Source organism: Dokdonia sp. Asnod3-C12, from assembly GCF_045063975.1.
Lineage (GTDB): Bacteria > Bacteroidota > Bacteroidia > Flavobacteriales > Flavobacteriaceae > Dokdonia.
In genome coordinates this window covers 2,359,538-2,381,266 of record NZ_JBEFNY010000003.1, presented here as the reverse complement: position 1 = coordinate 2,381,266, position 21,729 = coordinate 2,359,538, and the positions used below count along the sequence as shown (strand labels likewise).

The window sequence follows — 21,729 nt, the reverse complement described above, 5'->3', positions numbered from 1 at the left end:
TTGTCATTAAACTTATATGACTCCAAAAAGATATAATCGACAATCTAGACGCCTTAAAGGCTATGATTATAGTAATAAAGGCAGGTACTTTATTACTATCGTCACTAAAAATCGATTACGACTTTTTGGAAAAATAAGTAATGGTCAAATGAAATTGAATGCCTTCGGAGAAATCGCAAGAAGAGAATGGCTTAAAACCATTGAGATGCGTACAAATATTTCTCTTGGTGAGTATATTATAATGCCCGATCATATTCATCTTGTCTTTCATATTGAAGAAAAAATAGAACAACCTAATTTTTTACAAAAAGAGCTAGAAAGAATAAGCGGCGCTGTGCAAGGAAAACATAAGATCAAACATCACTCTGTGAGCACAGTAATCAGAGGTTATAAAGCCGCAATTACCAATCAAGTTAAGCAATTCATCCATTCACTTGACACTAGAGATATTGAGCCTTTAGTCCCAGAACCAGATCATCAGGTATTAGGGTCAGTAGACTTATCTAAAAGTATATGGGTTAGGGGATATCACGATATAATCATCCCAAATGACAGAGCATATGACAATATCAGTCAATATGTAAAAGATAATCCCAAAAAATGGGACAAAAAGTAACACTGAACTCTCCTAAAGAGACTATCAGAAAGACATTGCTGTCTTGACAGCACATCAAGGTAAAGGAAAGTGCGAAGCTGCTAGGGCAGCGTAGCAAGGGCGCAATGCATTGCGCCCAAATTCAGAAACTATGGCAAACGAAACTCCAGATACACAACCTAAAGCATCACAGTCACTAGACGGCGGTACTTATGAGATCATACAAGGTAGACTGCAAAAGCAGAAAATCGATCTCCAAGAGCGCCTTCAAAAACTGAATGAGGAACGTAAAGATGTCTTTGGCTCTCTTGAGACAAAGCTCATTGCAAATGATCGTATCAATACAGAAAATAACTGTATTGCTCGTGACATCGTTTCTCTCAATAATCTATGCCTTTTTGGATATAATGTGCATTTTGGATTGCGCACAGACATTCACTTGAGTGATGTTTTTAGTGCTTATGAGTTTAAAGACAATCGTTTTGAGCCAAGACCACTAGCATTACTAGAAGATGATATTTTTCTTCTTGATTTTGCAAATCTATACAAGTACTACCGTAATACTATTTTCTCAAAGTTTGCCATCATCGGGAATTACCTCTACATGGTGTTTCAGCTAAGTGATAGTGTTACAGATATTAAAACATTTAAGTGGCTTATAAGCGATGACACCTTAAAATACGTAGATAATCGTAGTGAACATGAATACAAGTTTCCAAAACAACATGATTTTAAATGGTTAGAAGCTACGCGCGATATGCATCGTTATGGTGTGCACGCACACGTTTCTATACTTGACAAGGTGTTTGTAGAAACCATAGGTGGTGATCTTACTATTAAAATAGAGGACAATACAGAAGAAGGAAAAGGAATCCTTGACGAACCTGTGGAGCACATCGACCAGACACTTGATGACGGGCAATACCGTTATGCAGATCTTGGTAATTTACTGGCGCTTGAGATCAAACCTTTTCAAGAGGAAGCTCGTTATTTTTTCTATAATCACAAACTCAAGCAAGTTCAAAAAATACAGAGTGTAAAAGACACTTGTGTACTACTACCAGATGATCAAGGTATCATTTTCCCGACAGGGTACTACTTACAAACGGGAGAGTATAACATCTTTGATAATGCAATCCCAAACGTAAAATTTCAAGAGAAAATCAGTTCGCCTAACGGAGAAGATTTCTTGTATGTTTTTTACTCCCCAGAGGCAGGACTTTACAACTTGATGTCATACAATGTGATTACTCAAGAAATTAAAACTCCTATTATCTGTAATGGATTTACCGTATTAAAAAATGGCGAACTCAGCTATTTTAAAACCGAAAATGAGCAAACCAAGCATCACGTCATACAGATCTGGCAAACCCCATTTTTAAAGGGCGATTATATGCCCTCTCAACACGAGGACACGCTACTGTATAAAATAGGAAATAAAGATATCGTAAAAGCAATGGCTGAGGTTAACGGCCTTGTCACGCTACTCAACAAGGAGGATAATTACGATGGATTATATAGTGATCTAGCCAAGTTTTCTAAAGATATTCTTGACGCCTATTACTGGCTTCCAGAGCCAGAAACGCAACAGCTTAACATACCACTTACTGAGATAAACGGAGCTGCAAATGCAGCAATCGATGAATTTGAAAAAGTAGTCCAACTTAAGCGTAATGCTGCCAAGCAAACGCAAGAGATTCAGAAAAAGGCTGATGAGATTTTTGGTAAAATAAAAAGCACTTCTTTCAAATCTATCAATGATTTTGTGGCATTGCTCACACAGCTGCGATCGTTACGTGGCGAGACCATCTCGTTAAATGACATACGCTATGTAGATCCCACTTTCGTGAAAACGTTAGAGGAAGAAATCGCGGTACAGACCCAAAAGATCTCAGAGAAGTGTGTACAGTTCTTACTAGACGACAAAGCTTTAAAACCTTATCATGAAGCGGTAGCTGAAAAGAAAGGCGAAATGGAAAAGATCAAGAAAGTGATCGAAGCCAAAAAGCTTGAAGAAGAAGTAAATCAGATTGCCACAGATCTAGAACTACTTATCGATATCGTGTCTAACCTTGATATAGAAGACACCTCCCACTCTACTAAAATTATTGATGATATCTCGCTCATTTTTGCGACTATCAATCAGTTGAAGGCTGGGATTAAGAATAAGAAAAAATCACTAGGAAGTGCAGAGGCGCAAGCAGATTTTGCTGCGCAGCTTAAGCTTATTGATCAGAGTATCATAAACTACCTAGATATTGCCACCACGCCAGAAAAGTGTGATGAGTTCCAGACTAAAATCTCTATCCAGCTAGAAGAGCTAGAAGGGAAGTTTGCAGATTGGGATGAGTTTATCACGCTTATAATTGAAAAGCGCGAGGAAGTGTACGGAGCTTTTGAAGCACGTAAAAATGCTCTTGTAGAAAAACGCAATAAAAAGGCGATGGCATTAAAAAATGCCTCAGAACGTATCTTGAAAGGCGTACGTAAAAAAGCCGAAAGCTTTAAAACAGCTTCGGAAATAAACGGATATTTTGCCGCAGATCTTATGATCAATAAGGTGCGCGATATCGTACAGCAACTTAAGGAGCAAGAAGACACTGGAAAGGCAGAAGAGATCGAGACTGGACTTAAAACAGCTCGTGAAGATGCATTGCGCAAACTCAAAGACAAACTAGATCTCTATGAAGATGGAGATACGGTTATAAGACTTGGTAAGCATAAATTTGGTGTAAACAAGCAACCACTTGATCTCACTATTGTGCTCAAAGATGGTGCGCTTAATTATCACCTTACGGGCACAGATTTTTACCAAGAACTCTCAAATGAAACGCTTCTCGCTTCCCGCCATATTTGGAATCAAGAGTTTGTGTCAGAAACTAGCGAGGTGTATCGCAGTGCGTACTTGGCTTATAAATTATTCAACAAACTTGACAAAAAATCACTTCTAGAAGCTGGCGATGATGCGCTGCTTACGATTGTGCAAGAAGAAAGTCGCAATGACTATGCAGAGGGTTATATTAAAGGCGTACACGATGTAGATGCCTCAAAAATTTTAAAGGTACTCGTACACAAACACAACGAGCTAGGGCTACTCACCTACGCACCAGAAATTAGGGCGTACGCTCAGTATTTCTGGAACAGCATTGAAGATAGCACTAAAAAAACGCTAGATCAAACGATCAAGGCTTCGGGAGAGGTGTTACAGTTTTTTCCAGATGCAAAGGAATACCAATTTATCGTTGAGACTTTAAGTGAGGAGATACACGCTTTCGCGAAAGCGGAATCCCTTTTCTCACCAGATTTGAGTCAAACTATAGCAAAATACATTTTTGACGAATTACAAGAAGACACAGATTTTGTGCGTAGTAGCGTTGCTGTGCGATTGAAAGACGCTTTCGCGAAAGCGTTAAAGCAACAACAAGCAGATCTTAAGTTTAAGAGAAGTTATGAATCACTACCTAACTTCAAGGGAAAAGTTCAACTTGTAAAACAATGGGTAACGGCATTTGTACGTACTCAAGAAAGTGTCACAGACCTACGCTATGTAGATGAAGTAGTGTGTTTGTTACTCTGTGAAGATGAGTCGATTCTAAAAACAAAAGCGGCTTCTCCAAATGAAAAAATCGCTGGCTTAAGCGGTGATCACAGCACAATAACCGAAGGTGTTTTTGCTTTTAATTATCATGACTTTACGGCGAGACTCAACTTATTTGTAACAGAGCAAGTACCCGCTTTTGAAACATTTAAGAAAGCAAAACACGAGGTTACTGAAACGCTGAAAGAAAATTTAAAACTCGACGAATTTAAACCAAGAGTGCTTACATCCTTCGTGCGTAACAAGCTGATTGACCAAGTGTATTTCCCATTGTTTGGTGACAACCTTGCAAAGCAATTAGGAACCGTAGGCGATAATAAACGTACCGACCGTATGGGTATGTTGCTACTTATCTCGCCTCCTGGGTATGGTAAAACTACCCTGATGGAATATATAGCAAACCGTCTAGGACTTGTTTTTGTAAAAATTAACGGCCCAGCGATAGGTCACGAAGTAACCTCTGTAGATCCAGAAAGTGCCACAAATAGTGCCGCTCGTGAAGAACTTAAAAAGCTGAACGTAGCTTTTGAAATGGGGAATAATGTGATGCTATATCTAGACGATATACAGCACTGTAATCCTGAGTTTTTACAAAAATTCATATCGCTATCTGATGGTACACGTAAGATTGAAGGTGTATATAATGGTAAGTCCAAAACTTATGATCTGCGCAGTAAGAAATTCTGCGTGATTATGGCAGGTAACCCATATACGGAGAGTGGTGATAAATTCCGCATACCAGATATGCTTGCAAACAGGGCAGACATTTATAACCTGGGGGATATTATAGGAGATACAGAGCATCTATTTAAGCTGAGTCTTATTGAGAATTCGCTCACTGCAAATCCGCTATTGCAGCAGTTAAGTAGTAGTCATTTTGAAGATGTGTATACCTTAATAGACCGCATAGAAAATGGGATGCAGGACAGTCAGCTCAAAGGAAATCACACCGCGCAAGAAGTGGCAGATTATACAAAAGTACTAGAAAAGGTAATCACCATACGCAACACAGTACTTAAGGTAAATGCAGAGTACATACGTAGTGCCGCGCAAGAAGATGCCTACCGCACAGAACCTTCTTTTAAACTTCAAGGGTCATACCGTGATATGAATAAACTCGTAGCCAAAGTGGTTCCTATAATGAACGACACAGAGCTGGCTACCTTACTCCTATCACACTATGAAAGCGAGTCGCAAACACTCACCTCAAGCGCAGAAGCAAACCTCCTAAAGTACCGCGAACTCATAAATGCGCTAGACGAAACACAAGCCACTCGCTGGAACACAATGAAAGAAACCTTTGTAAAAAATAATAAACTCAAAGGTTTTGGAGACAAAAACGAGATGGCACAAGTGCTCTCTCAAATGATGGAATTCACAGAGAATTTAAAAGGGATAAAAAAGGCGCTTGAGAAGGGGTTGTAGCGGTAAGCTTTGGCTTTGGCTCTGCCTATAAATAAGATAATGTTTTTTGATGGTTCATAAAATATCCCACAGCAAAAAAGACTAGATTTTCTATGAGAAAAAACTCAGATATCATATTTTTTGTATTCACAATAGTAATTCTCCATTATTTGATTGAACTAATTTATCGTGTAACTTTTTCTAGTATAGTCTATGATTTCTCTTGGAAAAGACTTGAAAGAACAGCCATAAATATGAGCGCATATCATTTAGTGTTTAATATTTTTCAGATACCTGCATTACTAGTATTAAGAGTAAACATTAAAAGCGCTAAAACTGCACTCTTTATTAATCTCTTATTTGTTGGATTTTTTTGTGTTTTTTGGATGAAAGCCGGTATTCTAAATAATCAATGGCAGCTTCAGCATAATGTTAGCTTATTTATTTCTTCTTTAATAATATTCATAATATCCATTTTCTACCTACCAAGATTTATGAAAGGCTAGCAAGTGTAATTATCATTTTCTACCAGGGCAAAACATCTCCCCTATCCCCTCTTCAAAGAGGGGAACACTCAGAGGGCTTTGTATTTTGCGAAGCAAAATACAAAGTCTTAAACCACGACAGTGTCCCTCTTTGAAGAGGGAGTCAGGGAGATGTTAGCAAGAGTAATAAACGAATTTAATCTCTTGGAGGTAGTTATTTTGAGAAGTACATATATAGAAGTAAACCTCCTATTATATAGAGAAGCACACCAAAAAGCGAAATAATATTATAGCTCCTAATTTTCTTAATATATCCGAGCTGAGAGAAACGTTTATAGTTATCATCTTCATTTGAAAGAAAATTTACAATACCAAATGGGAAAAATAGATAGAATAACTTCAACGATAATTCTAAGGGTTCATTCATTCTTTTCTCTGCAAATGATAATTTTTGAATGAGTTTTTCATCATCAATTGTATGAGCATTAGAAAACTTCAAACGAATTTTTAATTCATCAACCGTCATTTTCTTCTTGACTAAATAATCAATTATTTGCTCAACACTTTTATCATAGAAATATGAGATGCGCACAGAATCCATTTGAATTGAAGTGATTTAATTTAATAAGTTTCAAAAATAAGATTTTTGAAGTCGTAAGTAATTCATGATAATATTACTCTTTGAATTTCACTTCGACGAATTAAGTAAGTGATAAAAAACATCTCCCCTAGCCCCTCTTCGAAGAGGGGAACACTCAGAAGGCTTTGTATTTTGCTTCGCAAAATACAAAGCCTTAAATCACAACAGTGTCCCTCTTTGAAGAGGGAGTCAGGGAGATGTCCGCAAAGAGGAGATAAAGTCACAAGACGGGAGATGCCTGCAAAGAATCACAAATAAAAAAAACGACAGCTCTCGCTGTCGTTTTTAAATTCTATATAAGGTATGTCCTTTACTGACGTGCAGCAGGAACCTCATCCACATAAGTAGAACCTACTCCTGGCTCGTCTTGTGGAAGCTCGTCTTTTGACGCTAAGTAGCGTTCTGCATCTAGGGCAGCCATACATCCTGTTCCGGCAGCGGTGATAGCTTGGCGGTACACGTGATCTGCTGCATCTCCAGATACAAATACGCCTGGTACGTTCGTTTTAGAAGTTCCTGGTGTATTGATAATATATCCAGTCTCATCTAACTTTAAATATTCTTTAAATATATCTGTGTTAGGCTTGTGCCCTATCGCTACAAAAAATCCTGTTGCAGCAATATCATGCTCTTCACCAGTGACATTATTTTTTACTCTTGCTCCTGTCACTCCTACATCGTCACCTAATACCTCAACAGTTTCTGTGTTGAAAAGGATTTCAATATTCTCTGTTTTCTTAACACGAGCAGCCATAATCTTAGAAGCACGGAACTCATCACGACGCACTAGCATCGTTACTTTTTTACATAATTTAGAAAGGTAGTGTGCTTCCTCACAAGCGCTATCTCCAGCACCTACGATTACTACTTCTTGACCTCTATAAAAGAATCCATCACAAACAGCACAGGCAGATACACCTCCACCCATTTTAAGATACTTCTGCTCAGAAGGTAATCCTAAATATTTTGCACTTGCTCCTGTAGAGATGATGATTGATTCTGCATGTATTTCCTTTTCTCCGTTGATCCATGCTTTATGCACGTCTCCAGAAAAATCTACTTTGGTTACCCATCCGTCACGCACGTCCGTATCAAAACGTTGTGCTTGCTTCATTAACTGCACCATCATTTCTGGTCCAGTAACACCATCTACATACCCAGGGAAATTCTCTACTTCATTTGTAGTTGTAAGTTGGCCTCCTGGCTGCTGCCCTTGGTATAACACTGGTGCCATATTTGCGCGTGCTGCATAAATTGCTGCGGTATATCCCGCTGGTCCTGAACCTATGATAAGGCATTTTACTTTTTCTACTGACATAGTATATGATTTTTAAGCTTTCGCGAAAGCGTAACAAACACTTTTACAATCGCACTATTCTTATTAATATCTTCATTACAAAAGTAGGTTTTACAAGCCAAACCTTACAATCAAGTTATCAAGAAAACGAATGGCTTTATCACCAAAAGTGATATGTATGCCAAATTACAATCCTTGCAATACGCTTTGATCCCCCATATACTTCCTAACTGTAAGTTCTTACAAGTCTTTGCAAAGTGTTAACGCCCGTCGTATTGTTCTGATTATTCTGTAATTTGCCATTAAAATTAAATCTTATGAAAATTCGCATTACTCATATTCTCCTATTGCTAGTAACAAGTGTGGCTTGCGCGCAAGAAACTAGAGAAAATGATGTCCCATTAACCCCAAATCTAGATTACACCTATGAGGTAATAGTTCCCGAACTTACTAACCCATGGGGACTGGCAGTATTGCCAGATGAGTCTATGCTTATCACTGAAAAAAGTGGAGAGCTCATACACTTTAAGGATGGTGTAAAAACAATGATTACTGGAGCTCCAAAGGTGGTAACGCGTAATCAAGGTGGTTTACTTGATATACGCTTGCATCCAGATTATGTAACTAATGGCTGGATATACATCACGTACTCATCGCCAGAAGGTGAAGAAGATGGAGCGATGACGGCACTTATGAGAGCAAAATTAAAAGACGGCGCGCTTGCCGAGAAGAAGGTATTATATAAAGGAAGCCCAAATACGCGAAAAGGCCACCACTTTGGCAGTCGTGTGCGTTTTGATAAGGATGGATACCTCTACTTTTCTATAGGAGATCGTGGTGAAAGAGATCAAAATCCGCAGGATATTACTCGTGATGGGGGTAAGATTTATAGACTGAATGCAGATGGAAGTATCCCTACAGATAATCCTTTTGTAGGTCAAGACGGAGCAAAAGAGGCTGTTTTCTCTTACGGACATCGTAATCCGCAAGGAATGACTGTACATCCTGAGACAAGTAAGATATGGATACACGAGCACGGACCACGTGGTGGGGATGAGATTAATATCCCTGAGGCTGGCAAAAACTTTGGGTGGCCAGTAATCTCTTACGGTATTAATTACAGCGGAACTACGTTTACAGAAATTTCAAAAAAAGAGGGAATGGAGCAGCCAGTGTATTACTGGGTTCCTTCTATCGCTCCTTCTGGGATGACTTTTGCAACTAACACTGGTGATGCAAAACTTGACGGTAACCTGCTTATTGGTTCGCTTAAATTTGAATATTTAGAACTTGTCAATTTAGAAAACGACAAGGTAGTTTCTCGTGAGAAGTTGCTTGAAGATGTAGGTCGTGTGCGCAATGTGATTAATCACAATGGCACTATCTATGTAGGTGTAGAGGGAAAAGGAATCCTTAAACTAGTTAAGAAATAATGAAGCTACTTATAAGTTTATGTACGGCAGGAGTTAGTGCTTTTTTATTTTTCGCGAAAGTGGAAAAAGAAGTTTACACCTCTCAAGACCCACTTGCAGAATCTATAGAACGTGGTGCAGAAGTATACCAAGACTTTTGTATACAGTGCCACTTAGGACAAGGTGAAGGAGTCGCTGGAACATTCCCGCCGCTTGCTGGCTCAGACTGGCTCACAGAAGATCGCTATAAAGAGGCAATAAAAGCAGTAAAGTATGGACAGCAAGGTCCAATTATTGTAAACGGCGTTGCCTATGATGGTGTGATGGCAAACCTAGAACTTTATGAGGATGAAGTGGCAGATGTGATGAATTATATCATGAATAACTGGGGAAACACTCAAAAAGAAATGATTACTGAAGAGGAAGTAAAAGCTATCTCAAAATAAAAATATGTGATTTTATTTTATAAATATTAAAAATAGTAGTCCTGATTTTATCACTGTAAGCCACTACTTTTTAAAATATCGATGAGCCGAGAATATTCTTCTCGGCTTTTTCATTTCTAATCCATTTCAATAACCCATTTTAAATTGTATTTTTACCTCCTAATCGTCCTCAAATTTTATGGGTAAAATAATTGCTATTGCAAACCAAAAAGGTGGTGTGGGCAAGACCACTACTTCTGTTAATCTCGCTGCCTCTCTAGGTGTGCTAGAGAAAAAAGTACTCCTTATTGATGCAGATCCTCAGGCTAATGCAAGCTCTGGGCTAGGCATTGATGTAGAAGGTGTAGAGATAGGAACTTACCAACTGCTAGAACATACTAACAATGCAGAGGAAGCGATTATAAAAACGTCTTCCCCTAATCTTGATATCATACCTGCACACATTGACCTTGTTGCTATAGAAATAGAACTTGTAGATAAGGAATCTCGTGAGTACATGATGAAGAAAGCTATAGGGCATTTGAGAGAGCAATATGACTATATTCTTATAGATTGTGCACCATCATTAGGCCTACTTACACTTAATGCCCTTACTGCGGCAGATTCTGTAATTATCCCTATTCAATGTGAGTACTTTGCGCTAGAAGGATTAGGAAAATTATTAAACACCATAAAAAGTGTTCAAAAAATTCACAACCCAGATTTAGATATCGAAGGTCTCTTACTCACAATGTTTGATTCTAGACTACGATTATCTAATCAAGTGGTAGAGGAAGTTCAAAAACATTTTAGCGAGATGGTTTTTGAGACAATCATACAGCGTAATGTACGTTTAAGTGAAGCACCTAGTTATGGTGAAAGCATTATAAACTACGATGCAGCAAGTAAAGGAGCAACTAATTACTTGAGCCTAGCTCAAGAACTTATTACAAAAAATAATAGCTAGAATGGCTAAAGCAACAAAAAAACAAGCGCTAGGTCGCGGACTTTCGGCACTACTGAAAGATCCAGAAAACGACATTAAGAGCGCCGAAGATAAAAATGCAGACAAGGTTGTAGGTAATATCATTGAGCTAGACCTAGGTGATATAGATGTAAACCCTTTTCAACCTCGTACAAGTTTTAATGAGGAAACTTTAAGAGAGCTTGCCTCATCTATACGTGAACTAGGCGTTATACAGCCTATTACTGTGCGTAAGATGAGTTTTGGTAAGTACCAGCTGGTTTCTGGAGAGCGTCGTTATAGAGCTTCAAAGTTAATAGGCAACGCTACCATTCCTGCATACATACGTATCGCAAATGATAATGAGAGTCTTACCATGGCTCTTGTTGAAAATATACAGAGACAAGATCTTGATCCTATAGAAATCGCACTTTCATACCAGCGATTAATAGATGAGATTAACCTAACGCAGGAGCAAATGAGTGACCGCGTGGGTAAAAATAGATCTACAATCACAAATTACTTACGCTTATTAAAGCTTGACCCTATTGTACAAACGGGAATGCGTGATGGCTTTTTGTCTATGGGACATGGTCGTGCACTCATCAATGTAGATGATACTAGTGACCAACTGGATATTTACGAAAAAATCTTACAAGAAAAACTTTCGGTAAGACAGACTGAGGCACTGGTAAAGAATTATCATGCTACCTCTACTATTGAAACACCTACAGAGCAAAAGGAAGAAACTCCTAAGTTCATTAAAAAAGGAACTAAAGACTTTGCCGAGTATTTTGGAGCTAAAGTTGATATCAAAGTAGCAAAAAATGGTCGCGGAAAAATTTCTATTCCCTTTTCTTCAGAAGAGGACTTTAATCGCTTACAGAAATTAATCAATAGTGCAAAGTAACAAATACCTCTTACTGGTTTTTTTATTGTGTTTTTACGCTTTCGCGAAAGCGCAACAAGACGCTCCTGTAGAAGCTATCATAGATGCAGATAAGGTAGAAGGCGCATCTAGTAAAGAACCTTACGACCCATTGAGACCGGCTAAAGCCGCATTTTATGGTGCCGTACTTCCAGGTCTAGGTCAAATTTATAATAAAGATTACTGGAAACTTCCATTAGTATACGGAGCTCTAGGCTCTACGATATATGGTGTATCCTTTAATGGTAATCAGTCAGAGCGTTTTAGAACAGCTTTTAAGGAAAGACTCGCTGGTCGTATAGACGAGTTTACCACAATAAATGAAGATGGCACCACCACCGAAATCTTTTCTGATGATGCACTTCTTAATGGTCAAGAACAATTTAGAAAGAGAAGAGACCTTTTTATCCTAGTCTCTGCTGGGGTTTATATTCTCCAGATTATAGAGGCAAATGTAGATGCTCACTTATCACAATATGATGTAGATGATGACTTGACCTTTGGTCCAGCACTCTATTTTGACGACTTAGGGCAGACCATGAATTATGGACTCTCTTTTAATTACAAGTTTTAGTATATGAAAATAGCACTCCTAGGCTATGGAAAAATGGGTAAAACCATCGAAAGCATTGCCACAGATAGAGGTCACAAGATTGTAGCAAGAGTAAACTCTCCTGAGATCTTTACACTAGCAGATGCAGATGTTGCCATTGACTTTAGCATCCCTGATAGCGCTGTAGACCATCTTACAAAATGTTTTGAAGCAGGAGTACCCGTTGTTTCTGGAACGACAGGCTGGTTAGATAACTATCAAGATATGGTTGCTCTTTGTACTAAAAATGAAGGTGGATTTATATACGCTTCAAACTTTAGCGTAGGCGTTAATTTATTTTTTGAGTTTAATAGAAAACTCGCAGCTATCATGGCACCTCATAAAGACTATAAAGTTGATATGACCGAGATACACCACACTCAAAAACTAGACGCACCTAGCGGGACCGCTATCACACTAGCAGAAGGTGTTATTGAAGCATCAGACTATACAGGCTGGGATCTCAATGAGGGACAGAGCATACAAGAAAATCACCTTCCAATCACTGCCGAAAGGGAAGGAACTGTACCCGGCACACATATTATCAACTACAAAAGTGAGATAGATACTATCACCCTAAGCCACGAAGCTCATTCTAGGCAAGGATTTGCTCTAGGTGCCGTAATTGCAGCAGAATGGTTACAAGGAAAACAAGGAGTTTTCACTATGAGAGACGTTTTAGGTCTTTAACTTGTAACAATATCTAATAACGTAAGACCAACTTACAGATTCAAAATACTACAGATGACACTTATACAATGGTTTATATTCTTTCTAATCGTTCAAGCAGTACACTTTGCTGGAACTTGGAAACTCTACGTACGTGCTGGTCGTAAAGCATGGGAAGCAGCAGTACCAGTTTACAATGCAGTAGTACTCATGGGTATTATAAATCGTCCTAAGTGGTGGACCATTTTACTATTTATACCTATTGTAAACCTTATTATGATACCTGTAGTATGGGTAGAAACTGCTAGATCATTTGGCTTCAACACGTTTAAGGATACAGCACTTACGGTGCTCACAGGAGGCTTGTATTTATACTACATCAATTATGCGACAGACGCCCCATACAAACGCGACAGAGATGTTAATCCAAAATCGTCTAGCGGTGAGTGGACAAGCTCACTGCTATTTGCAATAGTAGCAGCCACATTAGTGCATACATACTTTATGCAGCCATTTGTAATCCCGTCTTCATCACTAGAAAAAACATTACTTGTAGGCGATTGGTTGTTTGTAAGTAAATTTCATTATGGAGCGAGAACACCTATCACTACCGTAGCAACACCTATGCTACATGACACCATCTACGGTACAAAAACAAAAAGTTACTTAACACGACCACAATTACCTTACTTTAGACTTCCTGGTTTTCAAGATATCAAACGTAATGATATTGTTGTATTTAGTTGGCCAGTTGATACGCTTACAGATATTACACCTGGGCACATGCGTGGTAGTGTGCGTAAACCTATTGACAAGAAGTCTAACTATGTTAAGAGAGCTGTAGGAATAGCTGGAGATTCTCTTGAGGTACGCGATGGTTATGTATATATTAATGGAGAGCAAAATGATCTTCCAGATCGTGCTCGTATACAGTTTAGCTATAAGATTGTGTCTAAAGAGCTACTCGTAAAACGGGCTACAGATGCAAATGGGAATTATGTAGTACCTACAGATCTGGTAAATGGTCGTTATGAGATTTCTGATATTTATTTATCTGGAGCAGAAGGACCAAACGGACCTTATGAGCACATGGCACACGCGAGTGAAGCAGCCATTGAAAAATTAAAAAACAATGCCAATATCATAAGTATTGAACGCACACGATATGATGCTCAAGAAAACAACACAGGGATCTTTGGAGCTATGCCAGGCCGAGCTTCTAGTGTAGACAACTTTGGACCTATTTACATTCCAGAAGAAGGTACAACAGTAGCTATAAACACAGAGAGTCTTCCTTATTACCAACGCATCATTGAAGTGTATGAAGGTTATGAAATGGGTAGAGAACGTGAAATCACAGTTAATGGTAATCAGATATTAATGAACGGCGAGCCTCTTACCGAGTATACTTTTGAGCAAAATTATTACTGGTTAATGGGTGATAACCGTCATAACTCTCAAGATGCAAGAGCGTGGGGTTACGTTCCTTTTAATCACGTGGTAGGTAAGCCTGTGTTTGTATGGTTTAGTAAAGACGCAAACGTTCCTGGTTTTAACGGAATACGATGGAATCGTGTATTTACAACCGTAGGTGGTAATGGACCTTTAGTAAGTTACCGCTACTGGTTTTTAGGAGCCTTATTATTATACATAGGATGGTCTTTCTTTAGAAAGAAAAAACAGGCTAAGAAGTAATTTATGAAACCAGCTCTTATTACCGTAGGCTACTGTGCTCCTATTATACAATACGCAGTAATTTATCAAACCGAACAACTTCACATTGAAGCCAAAGGAAATTTCCAAAAGCAATCGTACCGCACGCGTATGAAGATTGCTACATCTACTGGTGAGTTAACACTCATTGTTCCTATTCTTCACCGCAAGGATAAAACAGAGCGCCAGCAGTATTATGATGTAAAGATTGAGAATAAATTTCACTGGCAGCGTGATCACTGGAGATCTCTTAAAATTGCATATCAAACCTCACCATACTTTGAGTATTATGAGGACGATTTTGAGCATTTATATCATACCACTTATGATAGCCTTATAGACTTTAACAATGCTTGTCATGCTGTTATTATGGAGTGCTTGCAACTAGAAATCACACCTATTCTTACGGAAGAGTTTTTTAAAAATCCTGAACAATTAGACTATAGAGATCTCGTTCAAGCAAAAAAAGAACCGAGCTATCCTTTACCAGAATATCACCAACTCTTTAACGAGAATCACGGGTATTTATCTAACCTAACCATTCTTGACTTACTATTCAATTTAGGCCCTAGCGCACAAGATTATCTAGCAAAGGTTGATCTATCTAACGAGCTAGCATAAGAGTCGCCATAGAAGGCTTGTGATCGCTTAAATCTACATCGTAGGTTTCAAAGTTTGTAACCGGTAAAGACTCATTTACTAAGATAAAGTCTATACGCAAAGGAATGATGTCAAACCAGAAGGTTGCTCCTGTTCCTGATCCCGCTTTCGCGAAAGCGTCAACCTTATTACCCTTTACCTTGCGATACATATAAGAAGTAGCGCTATTATTAAAATCGCCAGTTACGATAACCGGATAGGGAGATGTAGCTTGGTTATTTAAAAACTTAGCAACCTGAGTTTCTTGCTTTTCAAAAGCTTGACCTAATCTACCCAGTAATTTTTTTGAGTTCTCCTTTTGCAAGTTTGCTAAATTAGGAGATAAACTGAAAGATTGAAAATGCATATTATACACTCTTACTGTATCAGTAGCAGTCGCTATATCTGCATAAATCCCATTATTACCAGTATTTTCAAAATCCAATGAACCACTATTGATAATTGGATATTTTGAAAAAATTACCTGACCAAAAGATTTACTAGGGGATTTCATCACTTTATACTCATAAGGATAAACCCTTTCATCAGGTTTAAATCCTGGGTAATATTCTTGAAAAGAAATGACATCAGGGTTTTTATCTGAGATTAGCTGTATGGTACGTTCACCTACTTTCACCTCATCAGACCAACCATGAATATTAAACTGTCGCACATTATAGGTAAGCACTTTTAATGTGGTTCCATCATCTATATCTTCACCTCCACCTAAACGTACAAGAGAGAAAATATGTGTAATCCCTAAGGCTAGAATAATAGCAGATAATAACAATTGCTTCCTTCCTCTGAAAAGCCAATACATCAAAAACAAGAAGTTGATGATAAGCAATACAGGAAGCACAAGGCTAAGCACAGAAAGTGCTGGAAAGATATGTGGAGGTATAAATGGTAATAAATAACTAGCTAGTAGGAGTACGGCAAATATGCTATTTACAAAAAAGATAATCTTACCGAAGAATTCGAGCTTTTTCATCTCTTATTCCTTACCGGCTTTAAATAAAAAGTCCTTCTCAGCCTTAGACAGACTATCGTAACCGCTTTTACTAATCTTATCAAGAATAGCGTCAATGCGTTGTTGCTGCTCAGATTTTGATCCAGTTGCAGTACTTCTTGTTTTAGATCCCGCATTCTTTGCTGTTCTATGTACAGTACGAAGTGGAGATTTCTTTTCTTTTTTAGGTGTTTTAGTAAACCAACTTGTCACTGAATCCATGATTTTTTCAAACCACAATCCAATGTCATTACCTTTAAGTAATTGCTTTGCATATATAAATCCAAAAGCAGCACCACCTAGATGAGATATTAATCCGCCAGCGTTTCCAGAATCTAACATTAATAGATCTCTAAGCACTACAAAAACGGCAATCCACCAGAGCTTGATGTTAAATGTAAATATTCTTATCTCTGCATTAGGTGTGTATGTACCTATAAACACGACAATAGCATTTACAGCTGCACTTGCACCTAGCAAAACGCCTGTCCCTCTAAACGCAGGGAGAACATTGTATAGTAATGCAAAAAGCGTTCCTCCAGCGATAGCACCCAGAAGGTAAATTGCAATAAATTTCTTTTCAGAAAAGATGTTTAATACAAACCTTGAGAATACATATAGCCAGACCATATTCCAGAACAAATGTCCAAAACCAGCGTGTAAAAAAGCATACGTAAGTATACTCCACGGCTGCTGTAAGAATCTCACAAAGTCTGATGGCAATACAAAGTATCTACTAAAGAAATCTGATCCTAAACCAGATATCCATGGAACGATATTAAAAAGCAAGTACACAGCTACATTGATTACAATCAATTTGATTGCAACATTTGCGGTACTATATTTATATGCTAGTGATGTATTTGCCATATGTAAATATCAATATTGACCTAATCCTTTTTTCTTCCAGTAAAACATCATTACAAATCCAAATAAAGCACCACCAAAGTGAGCCCAATGTGCAATGTTTGCCCCAAAAATTGAAAAGCCTGTTACCCCAGAAAATAAATCTATACCCACAATGATAGGTATAAAGTATTTAGCCTTGATAGGTACAGGAATAAATAGTAATCCCAATGAAGCATTAGGAAACAGCATCCCAAACGCTACAAGTAATCCCATTATTGCACCAGACGCACCAACTGCAGGCACAGCAAAAGATTCATATAACTCTTGGGCGGTTTCTCTGGGTATAACCTCGCTAAATGAACCTGTACTTAGAATACTTTTTATATCGCCAGCATTAAAGCCTAAAGCCATTATAGCATCACTTGCGCTATTAAAATGATAATAGTTGACGAGTGTATGTATCAGGGCTGCTCCAAGACCTGCCGAAAAATAAAAGAATACAAATCTCTTTTGTCCTAAAGCATTTTCAATAGGACTCCCAAACATCCAAAGTGCATACATATTAAAAAGTATGTGCATAGGGCTCCCCATATCATGCATAAACATATGCGTGAGTGGCTGCCATACTTGCCAGCTAGGATTTTCAACAAACCACAATGCAAATAATTGCATTGCTGGATCTGGCTTTATAATAAACAAAGATCCTAGATAGAAAATCACATTAACTATCAGTAGTATTTTTACTGTTTCAGTTATTCTTCCCATACCTACTTAAATTTTCTTTCTAAGTCTTCACTTGTCATGGTCACAAACGTCTTGCGATTAGTAGGTGAAATACTCGGTTCTTTACAAGCAAAAAGACTATTTACAAGATGCTCTCTTGACATATTATCTAAAGACACTCCTCCTTTTACAGCTAGACTTTTTGCCATACTCTTTGCTAGTGTGTCCGTTTGACTAAAGCCACTATCTGGCACCTCATTTTCAAGATCACTTAATAATTGGTCTATCACCACCGGCACTTGGCTCTCTGTGATAGAAGTAGGAATTCCGTTTATTTCAAGGATATCACCACTTATAGTCCCAAAGATAAAACCTGTATTTTCTAGGCCAGCTTTGAGTTCTTCTATAAGCGCTAGTTCTGTAGTACTATAAGCCAATGTTAATGGAAATAACAGTTGCTGACTTACAGACTCCTTTACCGTAATGTTACGCAAGAACTCTTCATAAAGGACACGCTGGTGCGCTCTATGCTGATCTATAATCACCATCCCACTCTTTATGGTACTAACTATGTATTTATTATTAAGTTGGTACGTAGATGATTCATCTTTAGAAGGTGAAGTCGATATATTTTGCATCGCACCGTTAAGTCCGCTCTCAAACATATCTGGAGTACTTACCTCTTTTTCAAAAGTCATGGTACTTACGGCAGTTGCTTGAGATTCCATCCCTTCATACATATTCTCCCACCCAGCAGCACTAGGCTTCTCAAATTCTGGACGTTGCGCTCCACGTTTTGGTGGTGCTACGTTTTCAAAAGGATTAAATGTCCGGTCTACTTCTATCTTAGGCGTTACAATACCCTTGTTTTTATAATCGTAAGGAGTATCAAGTTCGCTATCGCGATTAAAATCAAGCACCGGCGCAATACTAAATTGCCCTAAACTATGCTTGATGGTACTGCGTAGCATTGCATATAATGCATGCTCGTCATCAAACTTTATCTCCGTCTTAGTAGGATGTATATTGATATCAATCGTACTTGGATCTACCTTTAGGTATAAAAAGTAGCTCGCTCTAACTCTTTCTGGCAAGAGACCATCAAAAGCTGCCGTTACAGCATGATTGAGATAAGCGCTTTTTATAAAACGGTCGTTTACAAAGAAAAACTGCTCTCCTCGTGTCTTCTTAGAAAACTCAGGTTTTACTACAAATCCGTTTATGGTAAGAATGTCTGTTTCTTCTTGAACAGGAACTAATTTCTCATTAGTCTTACCTCCAAAAATAGCCACAATTCGCTGTTTGAGATTCCCTTGTGGTAATTGAAACAACTCGCCCTCATTGTGATACATTGCAAAAGCAATATCTGGATGTGCAAGTGAAACGCGTTGAAACTCGTCAATTACATGACGCAACTCAACACTATTAGATTTTAAAAAATTACGTCTCGCTGGAATATTAAAAAATAGATTTTTTACAGAAAGTGAAGTTCCCTTAGGCGTAGCACAAACCTCTTGTGCATTAATCTTACTCCCTTCTATCTCTATGCGCGTTCCTACCTCTGCTCCTTCTGGACGCGTCTTAAGTTCAACGTGAGCAACTGCCGCAATAGATGCTAGTGCTTCACCACGGAAACCTTTTGTATTTAAATTAAATAAATCATCTGCTGTAGTAATCTTAGATGTAGCGTGACGTTCAAAACTCATGCGAGCATCGGTATCACTCATTCCTTTTCCGTCATCTATAATCTGGATCAAGGTTTTACCAGCATCTTTTACTATAAGTTTAATGGTAGATGCTCCTGCATCTATAGCATTCTCAAGTAATTCCTTAACCACAGAAGCTGGGCGTTGCACAACTTCTCCCGCAGCGATCTGGTTTGCTACGTGATCGGGTAAGAGTTTAATAATGTCTGCCATTAGGACTTACGGTTATAGCGGATTTGTAAATATGGATAAGTCGAAGTCTATAATCCAAAGAAATAATAATACCATGAGAATGAATATAATGGCGATTGTACGGTTATATCCACCTTTACGACTTTCTTGGAGCTCGTCCCACGCAGTAGTAATTTTTTTCTTAAGCCCACCGTTGTAGTCGAGCGTTTTACGGTGCTCATCAAAGCGTCCTTCTATCTTAAAAGGGCTCCCTTCCTTATCGCTATTATAATAGCGCGGCTCGTAACTATACTTCTTATTTGTGCGTTTTATAATTCCCATAATACTATTGTTTCAAAGATACAATTTCGTATCCAAAAAGCGTACCGTTCCATTGATTCTCCCTAGAGAATTAAGAACAATCATATCAAAAGGAACCACAAAAAGCACGACAACTACTATGAGATATAATAGATTGTTGTTTGTTTATTACGCTTTCGCGAAAGCGTAACCCTACAAAATTTAGAACTTTGCATCTTTTCTCAATTGCGCCATTTTTATAGCTGCAATCGCTGCTTCTGTTCCTTTATTGCCATGTATACCGCCACTACGAGCTCTGGACTGCTCTATATTATTATCTGTAAGTACACAGAAAATCACAGGAATATCTTGTTGTAAGTTCAGGTCCTTAATTCCTTGTGTCACTCCTTCACATACAAAATCAAAATGCTTAGTCTCACCTTGAATCACGGTACCGATGACGATGACAGCATCTAGCATGTCATATGCTTGTGTCATCTTTTTAGCTCCATAGATGAGCTCAAATGCTCCTGGAACATTCCAGCGCACAATGTTGTCGTTAATCGCTCCACAATCCTTTAAAGCATCAAATGCGCCTTTAAAGAGTCCTTCTGTGATCTCATCGTTCCACTCAGAAACAACAATCCCAAACTTGAAGTCTTTCGAGTTTGGGATGGTTGCTTTATCATAGGCCGAGAGGTTGTTACCTACTGTTGCCATAATAGTAATTTATGTTATAGTATAGTGCGTTATAAATGCGCTAGACTATGTTATTTTGCTGCTTGCGCGCGACCTAAGTATAAGTCTACTTGACTTGCATACTCAGATGTTGCATACTCTTCTTTAATACGAGTAAGATGCTTTACTGCTGCATCCATCTTTCCTAGATCGATTGCTGCTACACCTGCTTTAAATAAGAAACGCGGTGTTGTAAAGTCATTTGCGTTCATCCCTGCTGCTTTCTCATAATAATCAAGAGCCTCATCTGCTTGACCTAGTTGCATGAATGCGTCACCTATTGCTCCTTTTGCAAGTGGTGCTAGCATTTTATCATCACTAGAAAAATCTTGCAAGTGAGTAATTGCGTTTTGATAATCTTTAATCTCAAGGTAAGACATTCCAGCATAATAGTGAGCAAGGTTACCAGAAGGAGTTCCTCCATAGTTATCTGCTACGTCTAGAAGACCGTACTTACCGTTCTTTCCATTAAGTGCCACCATATATAGTGAATCTTTAACAGAAGTATTTGTTGCTTCTAGTGCTGTTGTAAAGCTTTCTTGAGCAACTACAAGCTCATTTGCTGCTTCTGCTCTTGCAGGTTCTGCAACAAATTTACTGTATGCTAGGTACAATAAAGCAATCACAAGGATAGCTATGATAACTCCTATCACAGGTTTTTGGTTTTTTTCAAACCACTCCTCTGCTTTATTCGCTCCTTCATCTAGTGATCCAAAGACCTCTGCCGTTGTGCTTTCGCTATCATCTATAAACTCTTCAACTTCTTCCTTTTCAGGCTTCGTTTTCGATTTATATCCTCTTTTATTATATGTTGCCATATTTCGTCGTTTATTAGTCGGGCAAAAATATAATATTTATTGAATTATGAAAGG

Annotated in this window: 19 protein-coding genes; 10 read left to right on the top strand and 9 right to left on the bottom strand. The window is 38.3% G+C overall.

Annotated features, from left to right (window positions below; translation table 11 throughout):
- Positions 1 to 16: 16 nt before the first annotated feature.
- On the top strand, positions 17 to 616 hold the full coding sequence (locus ACJJVW_RS10755; RefSeq protein WP_298326548.1) for a transposase: 600 nt from the start codon (positions 17 to 19) through the stop codon (positions 614 to 616).
- Between the two features lie 130 nt (positions 617 to 746).
- Positions 747 to 5,618, top strand: a complete 4,872-nt coding sequence (locus ACJJVW_RS10750) for a DNA repair ATPase (protein ID WP_405251839.1) — start codon at positions 747 to 749, stop codon at positions 5,616 to 5,618.
- 678 nt (positions 5,619 to 6,296) lie between these two features.
- Here the strand turns inward: ACJJVW_RS10750 and ACJJVW_RS10745 are convergent.
- Positions 6,297 to 6,683: a hypothetical protein gene (locus ACJJVW_RS10745; protein ID WP_405251837.1), complete on the bottom strand. Its 387-nt coding sequence runs from the start codon at positions 6,681 to 6,683 to the stop codon at positions 6,297 to 6,299.
- A 349-nt stretch (positions 6,684 to 7,032) separates the two neighbouring features.
- Complete coding sequence (trxB, locus tag ACJJVW_RS10740; RefSeq protein ID WP_144783244.1) at positions 7,033 to 8,040, bottom strand: thioredoxin-disulfide reductase; 1,008 nt, start codon at positions 8,038 to 8,040, stop codon at positions 7,033 to 7,035.
- A 296-nt stretch (positions 8,041 to 8,336) separates the two neighbouring features.
- On the opposite strand from trxB, the gene ACJJVW_RS10735 reads away from it, so the two are divergent.
- The 8 genes from ACJJVW_RS10735 to ACJJVW_RS10700 all read left to right on the top strand — a co-directional run bounded on the left by ACJJVW_RS10735 (position 8,337) and on the right by ACJJVW_RS10700 (position 15,343).
- Entirely contained in the window at positions 8,337 to 9,452 is a 1,116-nt protein-coding gene (locus tag ACJJVW_RS10735) for a PQQ-dependent sugar dehydrogenase (protein ID WP_405251835.1), read from the top strand.
- Complete coding sequence (locus ACJJVW_RS10730; RefSeq protein ID WP_405251833.1) at positions 9,452 to 9,877, top strand: c-type cytochrome; 426 nt, start codon at positions 9,452 to 9,454, stop codon at positions 9,875 to 9,877. The genes ACJJVW_RS10735 and ACJJVW_RS10730 overlap by 1 nt, the downstream gene beginning before the upstream one ends.
- A gap of 178 nt (positions 9,878 to 10,055) precedes the next feature.
- Positions 10,056 to 10,823 (top strand): ParA family protein, encoded by a 768-nt coding sequence (locus ACJJVW_RS10725; RefSeq protein WP_298326568.1) that lies wholly within the window; start codon positions 10,056 to 10,058, stop codon positions 10,821 to 10,823.
- 1 nt (position 10,824) lies between these two features.
- Positions 10,825 to 11,730: a ParB/RepB/Spo0J family partition protein gene (locus ACJJVW_RS10720; RefSeq protein ID WP_298326571.1), complete on the top strand. Its 906-nt coding sequence runs from the start codon at positions 10,825 to 10,827 to the stop codon at positions 11,728 to 11,730.
- Positions 11,720 to 12,322 carry a DUF5683 domain-containing protein gene (locus ACJJVW_RS10715; protein ID WP_405251831.1) on the top strand — a complete coding sequence of 201 codons (603 nt, stop codon included), beginning with the start codon at positions 11,720 to 11,722 and terminating at the stop codon, positions 12,320 to 12,322. Before ACJJVW_RS10720 ends, ACJJVW_RS10715 begins: the two co-directional genes overlap by 11 nt.
- Before the next feature lie 3 nt (positions 12,323 to 12,325).
- Entirely contained in the window at positions 12,326 to 13,030 is a 705-nt protein-coding gene (gene dapB / locus ACJJVW_RS10710) for a 4-hydroxy-tetrahydrodipicolinate reductase (protein ID WP_405251829.1), read from the top strand.
- 54 nt (positions 13,031 to 13,084) lie between these two features.
- Positions 13,085 to 14,704, top strand: coding sequence for a signal peptidase I (gene lepB, locus ACJJVW_RS10705; protein ID WP_405251826.1), 1,620 nt, complete (start codon positions 13,085 to 13,087; stop codon positions 14,702 to 14,704).
- A gap of 3 nt (positions 14,705 to 14,707) precedes the next feature.
- Entirely contained in the window at positions 14,708 to 15,343 is a 636-nt protein-coding gene (locus ACJJVW_RS10700) for a WbqC family protein (RefSeq protein ID WP_405251824.1), read from the top strand.
- On the opposite strand, the gene ACJJVW_RS10695 is transcribed toward ACJJVW_RS10700, so the two are convergent.
- The 7 genes from ACJJVW_RS10695 to ACJJVW_RS10665 all read right to left on the bottom strand — a co-directional run bounded on the left by ACJJVW_RS10695 (position 15,327) and on the right by ACJJVW_RS10665 (position 21,675).
- The gene (locus ACJJVW_RS10695) at positions 15,327 to 16,352 is read right to left on the bottom strand and encodes an endonuclease/exonuclease/phosphatase family protein (protein WP_405251821.1); all 1,026 of its coding nucleotides are present in this window, start codon (positions 16,350 to 16,352) and stop codon (positions 15,327 to 15,329) included. The two genes, ACJJVW_RS10700 and ACJJVW_RS10695, sit on opposite strands and share 17 nt — an antisense overlap.
- 3 nt (positions 16,353 to 16,355) lie before the next feature.
- Positions 16,356 to 17,240, bottom strand: a complete 885-nt coding sequence (locus ACJJVW_RS10690) for a rhomboid family intramembrane serine protease (protein WP_405251819.1) — start codon at positions 17,238 to 17,240, stop codon at positions 16,356 to 16,358.
- A 9-nt stretch (positions 17,241 to 17,249) separates the two neighbouring features.
- Entirely contained in the window at positions 17,250 to 17,984 is a 735-nt protein-coding gene (locus tag ACJJVW_RS10685; RefSeq protein ID WP_405251817.1) for a rhomboid family intramembrane serine protease, read from the bottom strand.
- Positions 17,985 to 17,986: 2 nt separating this feature from the next.
- The gene (mutL, locus tag ACJJVW_RS10680; protein ID WP_405251815.1) at positions 17,987 to 19,861 is read right to left on the bottom strand and encodes a DNA mismatch repair endonuclease MutL; all 1,875 of its coding nucleotides are present in this window, start codon (positions 19,859 to 19,861) and stop codon (positions 17,987 to 17,989) included.
- A gap of 12 nt (positions 19,862 to 19,873) precedes the next feature.
- Positions 19,874 to 20,161 carry a hypothetical protein gene (locus ACJJVW_RS10675; RefSeq protein ID WP_035334344.1) on the bottom strand — a complete coding sequence of 96 codons (288 nt, stop codon included), beginning with the start codon at positions 20,159 to 20,161 and terminating at the stop codon, positions 19,874 to 19,876.
- A gap of 180 nt (positions 20,162 to 20,341) precedes the next feature.
- Complete coding sequence (gene ribH, locus ACJJVW_RS10670; protein WP_405251813.1) at positions 20,342 to 20,839, bottom strand: 6,7-dimethyl-8-ribityllumazine synthase; 498 nt, start codon at positions 20,837 to 20,839, stop codon at positions 20,342 to 20,344.
- A 50-nt stretch (positions 20,840 to 20,889) separates the two neighbouring features.
- Positions 20,890 to 21,675 carry a tetratricopeptide repeat protein gene (locus ACJJVW_RS10665; protein WP_108878090.1) on the bottom strand — a complete coding sequence of 262 codons (786 nt, stop codon included), beginning with the start codon at positions 21,673 to 21,675 and terminating at the stop codon, positions 20,890 to 20,892.
- Positions 21,676 to 21,729: the final 54 nt, after the last annotated feature.

Excerpts from the sequence above, each read along its gene's own strand:
- lepB (WP_405251826.1), top strand. The coding sequence starts at position 13,085 with ATGACACTTATACAATGGTTTATATTCTTTCTAATCGTTCAAGCAGTA.
- trxB (WP_144783244.1), bottom strand. The coding sequence starts at position 8,040 with ATGTCAGTAGAAAAAGTAAAATGCCTTATCATAGGTTCAGGACCAGCG.
- ACJJVW_RS10750 (WP_405251839.1), top strand. The coding sequence starts at position 747 with ATGGCAAACGAAACTCCAGATACACAACCTAAAGCATCACAGTCACTA.
- ACJJVW_RS10700 (WP_405251824.1), top strand. The coding sequence starts at position 14,708 with ATGAAACCAGCTCTTATTACCGTAGGCTACTGTGCTCCTATTATACAA.
- ACJJVW_RS10665 (WP_108878090.1), bottom strand. The coding sequence starts at position 21,675 with ATGGCAACATATAATAAAAGAGGATATAAATCGAAAACGAAGCCTGAA.
- ACJJVW_RS10690 (WP_405251819.1), bottom strand. The coding sequence starts at position 17,240 with ATGGCAAATACATCACTAGCATATAAATATAGTACCGCAAATGTTGCA.
- ACJJVW_RS10675 (WP_035334344.1), bottom strand. The coding sequence starts at position 20,161 with ATGGGAATTATAAAACGCACAAATAAGAAGTATAGTTACGAGCCGCGC.
- ACJJVW_RS10720 (WP_298326571.1), top strand. The coding sequence starts at position 10,825 with ATGGCTAAAGCAACAAAAAAACAAGCGCTAGGTCGCGGACTTTCGGCA.
- ACJJVW_RS10755 (WP_298326548.1), top strand. The coding sequence starts at position 17 with ATGACTCCAAAAAGATATAATCGACAATCTAGACGCCTTAAAGGCTAT.
- mutL (WP_405251815.1), bottom strand. The coding sequence starts at position 19,861 with ATGGCAGACATTATTAAACTCTTACCCGATCACGTAGCAAACCAGATC.
- ACJJVW_RS10730 (WP_405251833.1), top strand. The coding sequence starts at position 9,452 with ATGAAGCTACTTATAAGTTTATGTACGGCAGGAGTTAGTGCTTTTTTA.
- ACJJVW_RS10725 (WP_298326568.1), top strand. The coding sequence starts at position 10,056 with ATGGGTAAAATAATTGCTATTGCAAACCAAAAAGGTGGTGTGGGCAAG.
- dapB (WP_405251829.1), top strand. The coding sequence starts at position 12,326 with ATGAAAATAGCACTCCTAGGCTATGGAAAAATGGGTAAAACCATCGAA.
- ACJJVW_RS10745 (WP_405251837.1), bottom strand. The coding sequence starts at position 6,683 with ATGGATTCTGTGCGCATCTCATATTTCTATGATAAAAGTGTTGAGCAA.
- ACJJVW_RS10735 (WP_405251835.1), top strand. The coding sequence starts at position 8,337 with ATGAAAATTCGCATTACTCATATTCTCCTATTGCTAGTAACAAGTGTG.
- ACJJVW_RS10685 (WP_405251817.1), bottom strand. The coding sequence starts at position 17,984 with ATGGGAAGAATAACTGAAACAGTAAAAATACTACTGATAGTTAATGTG.
- ACJJVW_RS10695 (WP_405251821.1), bottom strand. The coding sequence starts at position 16,352 with ATGAAAAAGCTCGAATTCTTCGGTAAGATTATCTTTTTTGTAAATAGC.
- ribH (WP_405251813.1), bottom strand. The coding sequence starts at position 20,839 with ATGGCAACAGTAGGTAACAACCTCTCGGCCTATGATAAAGCAACCATC.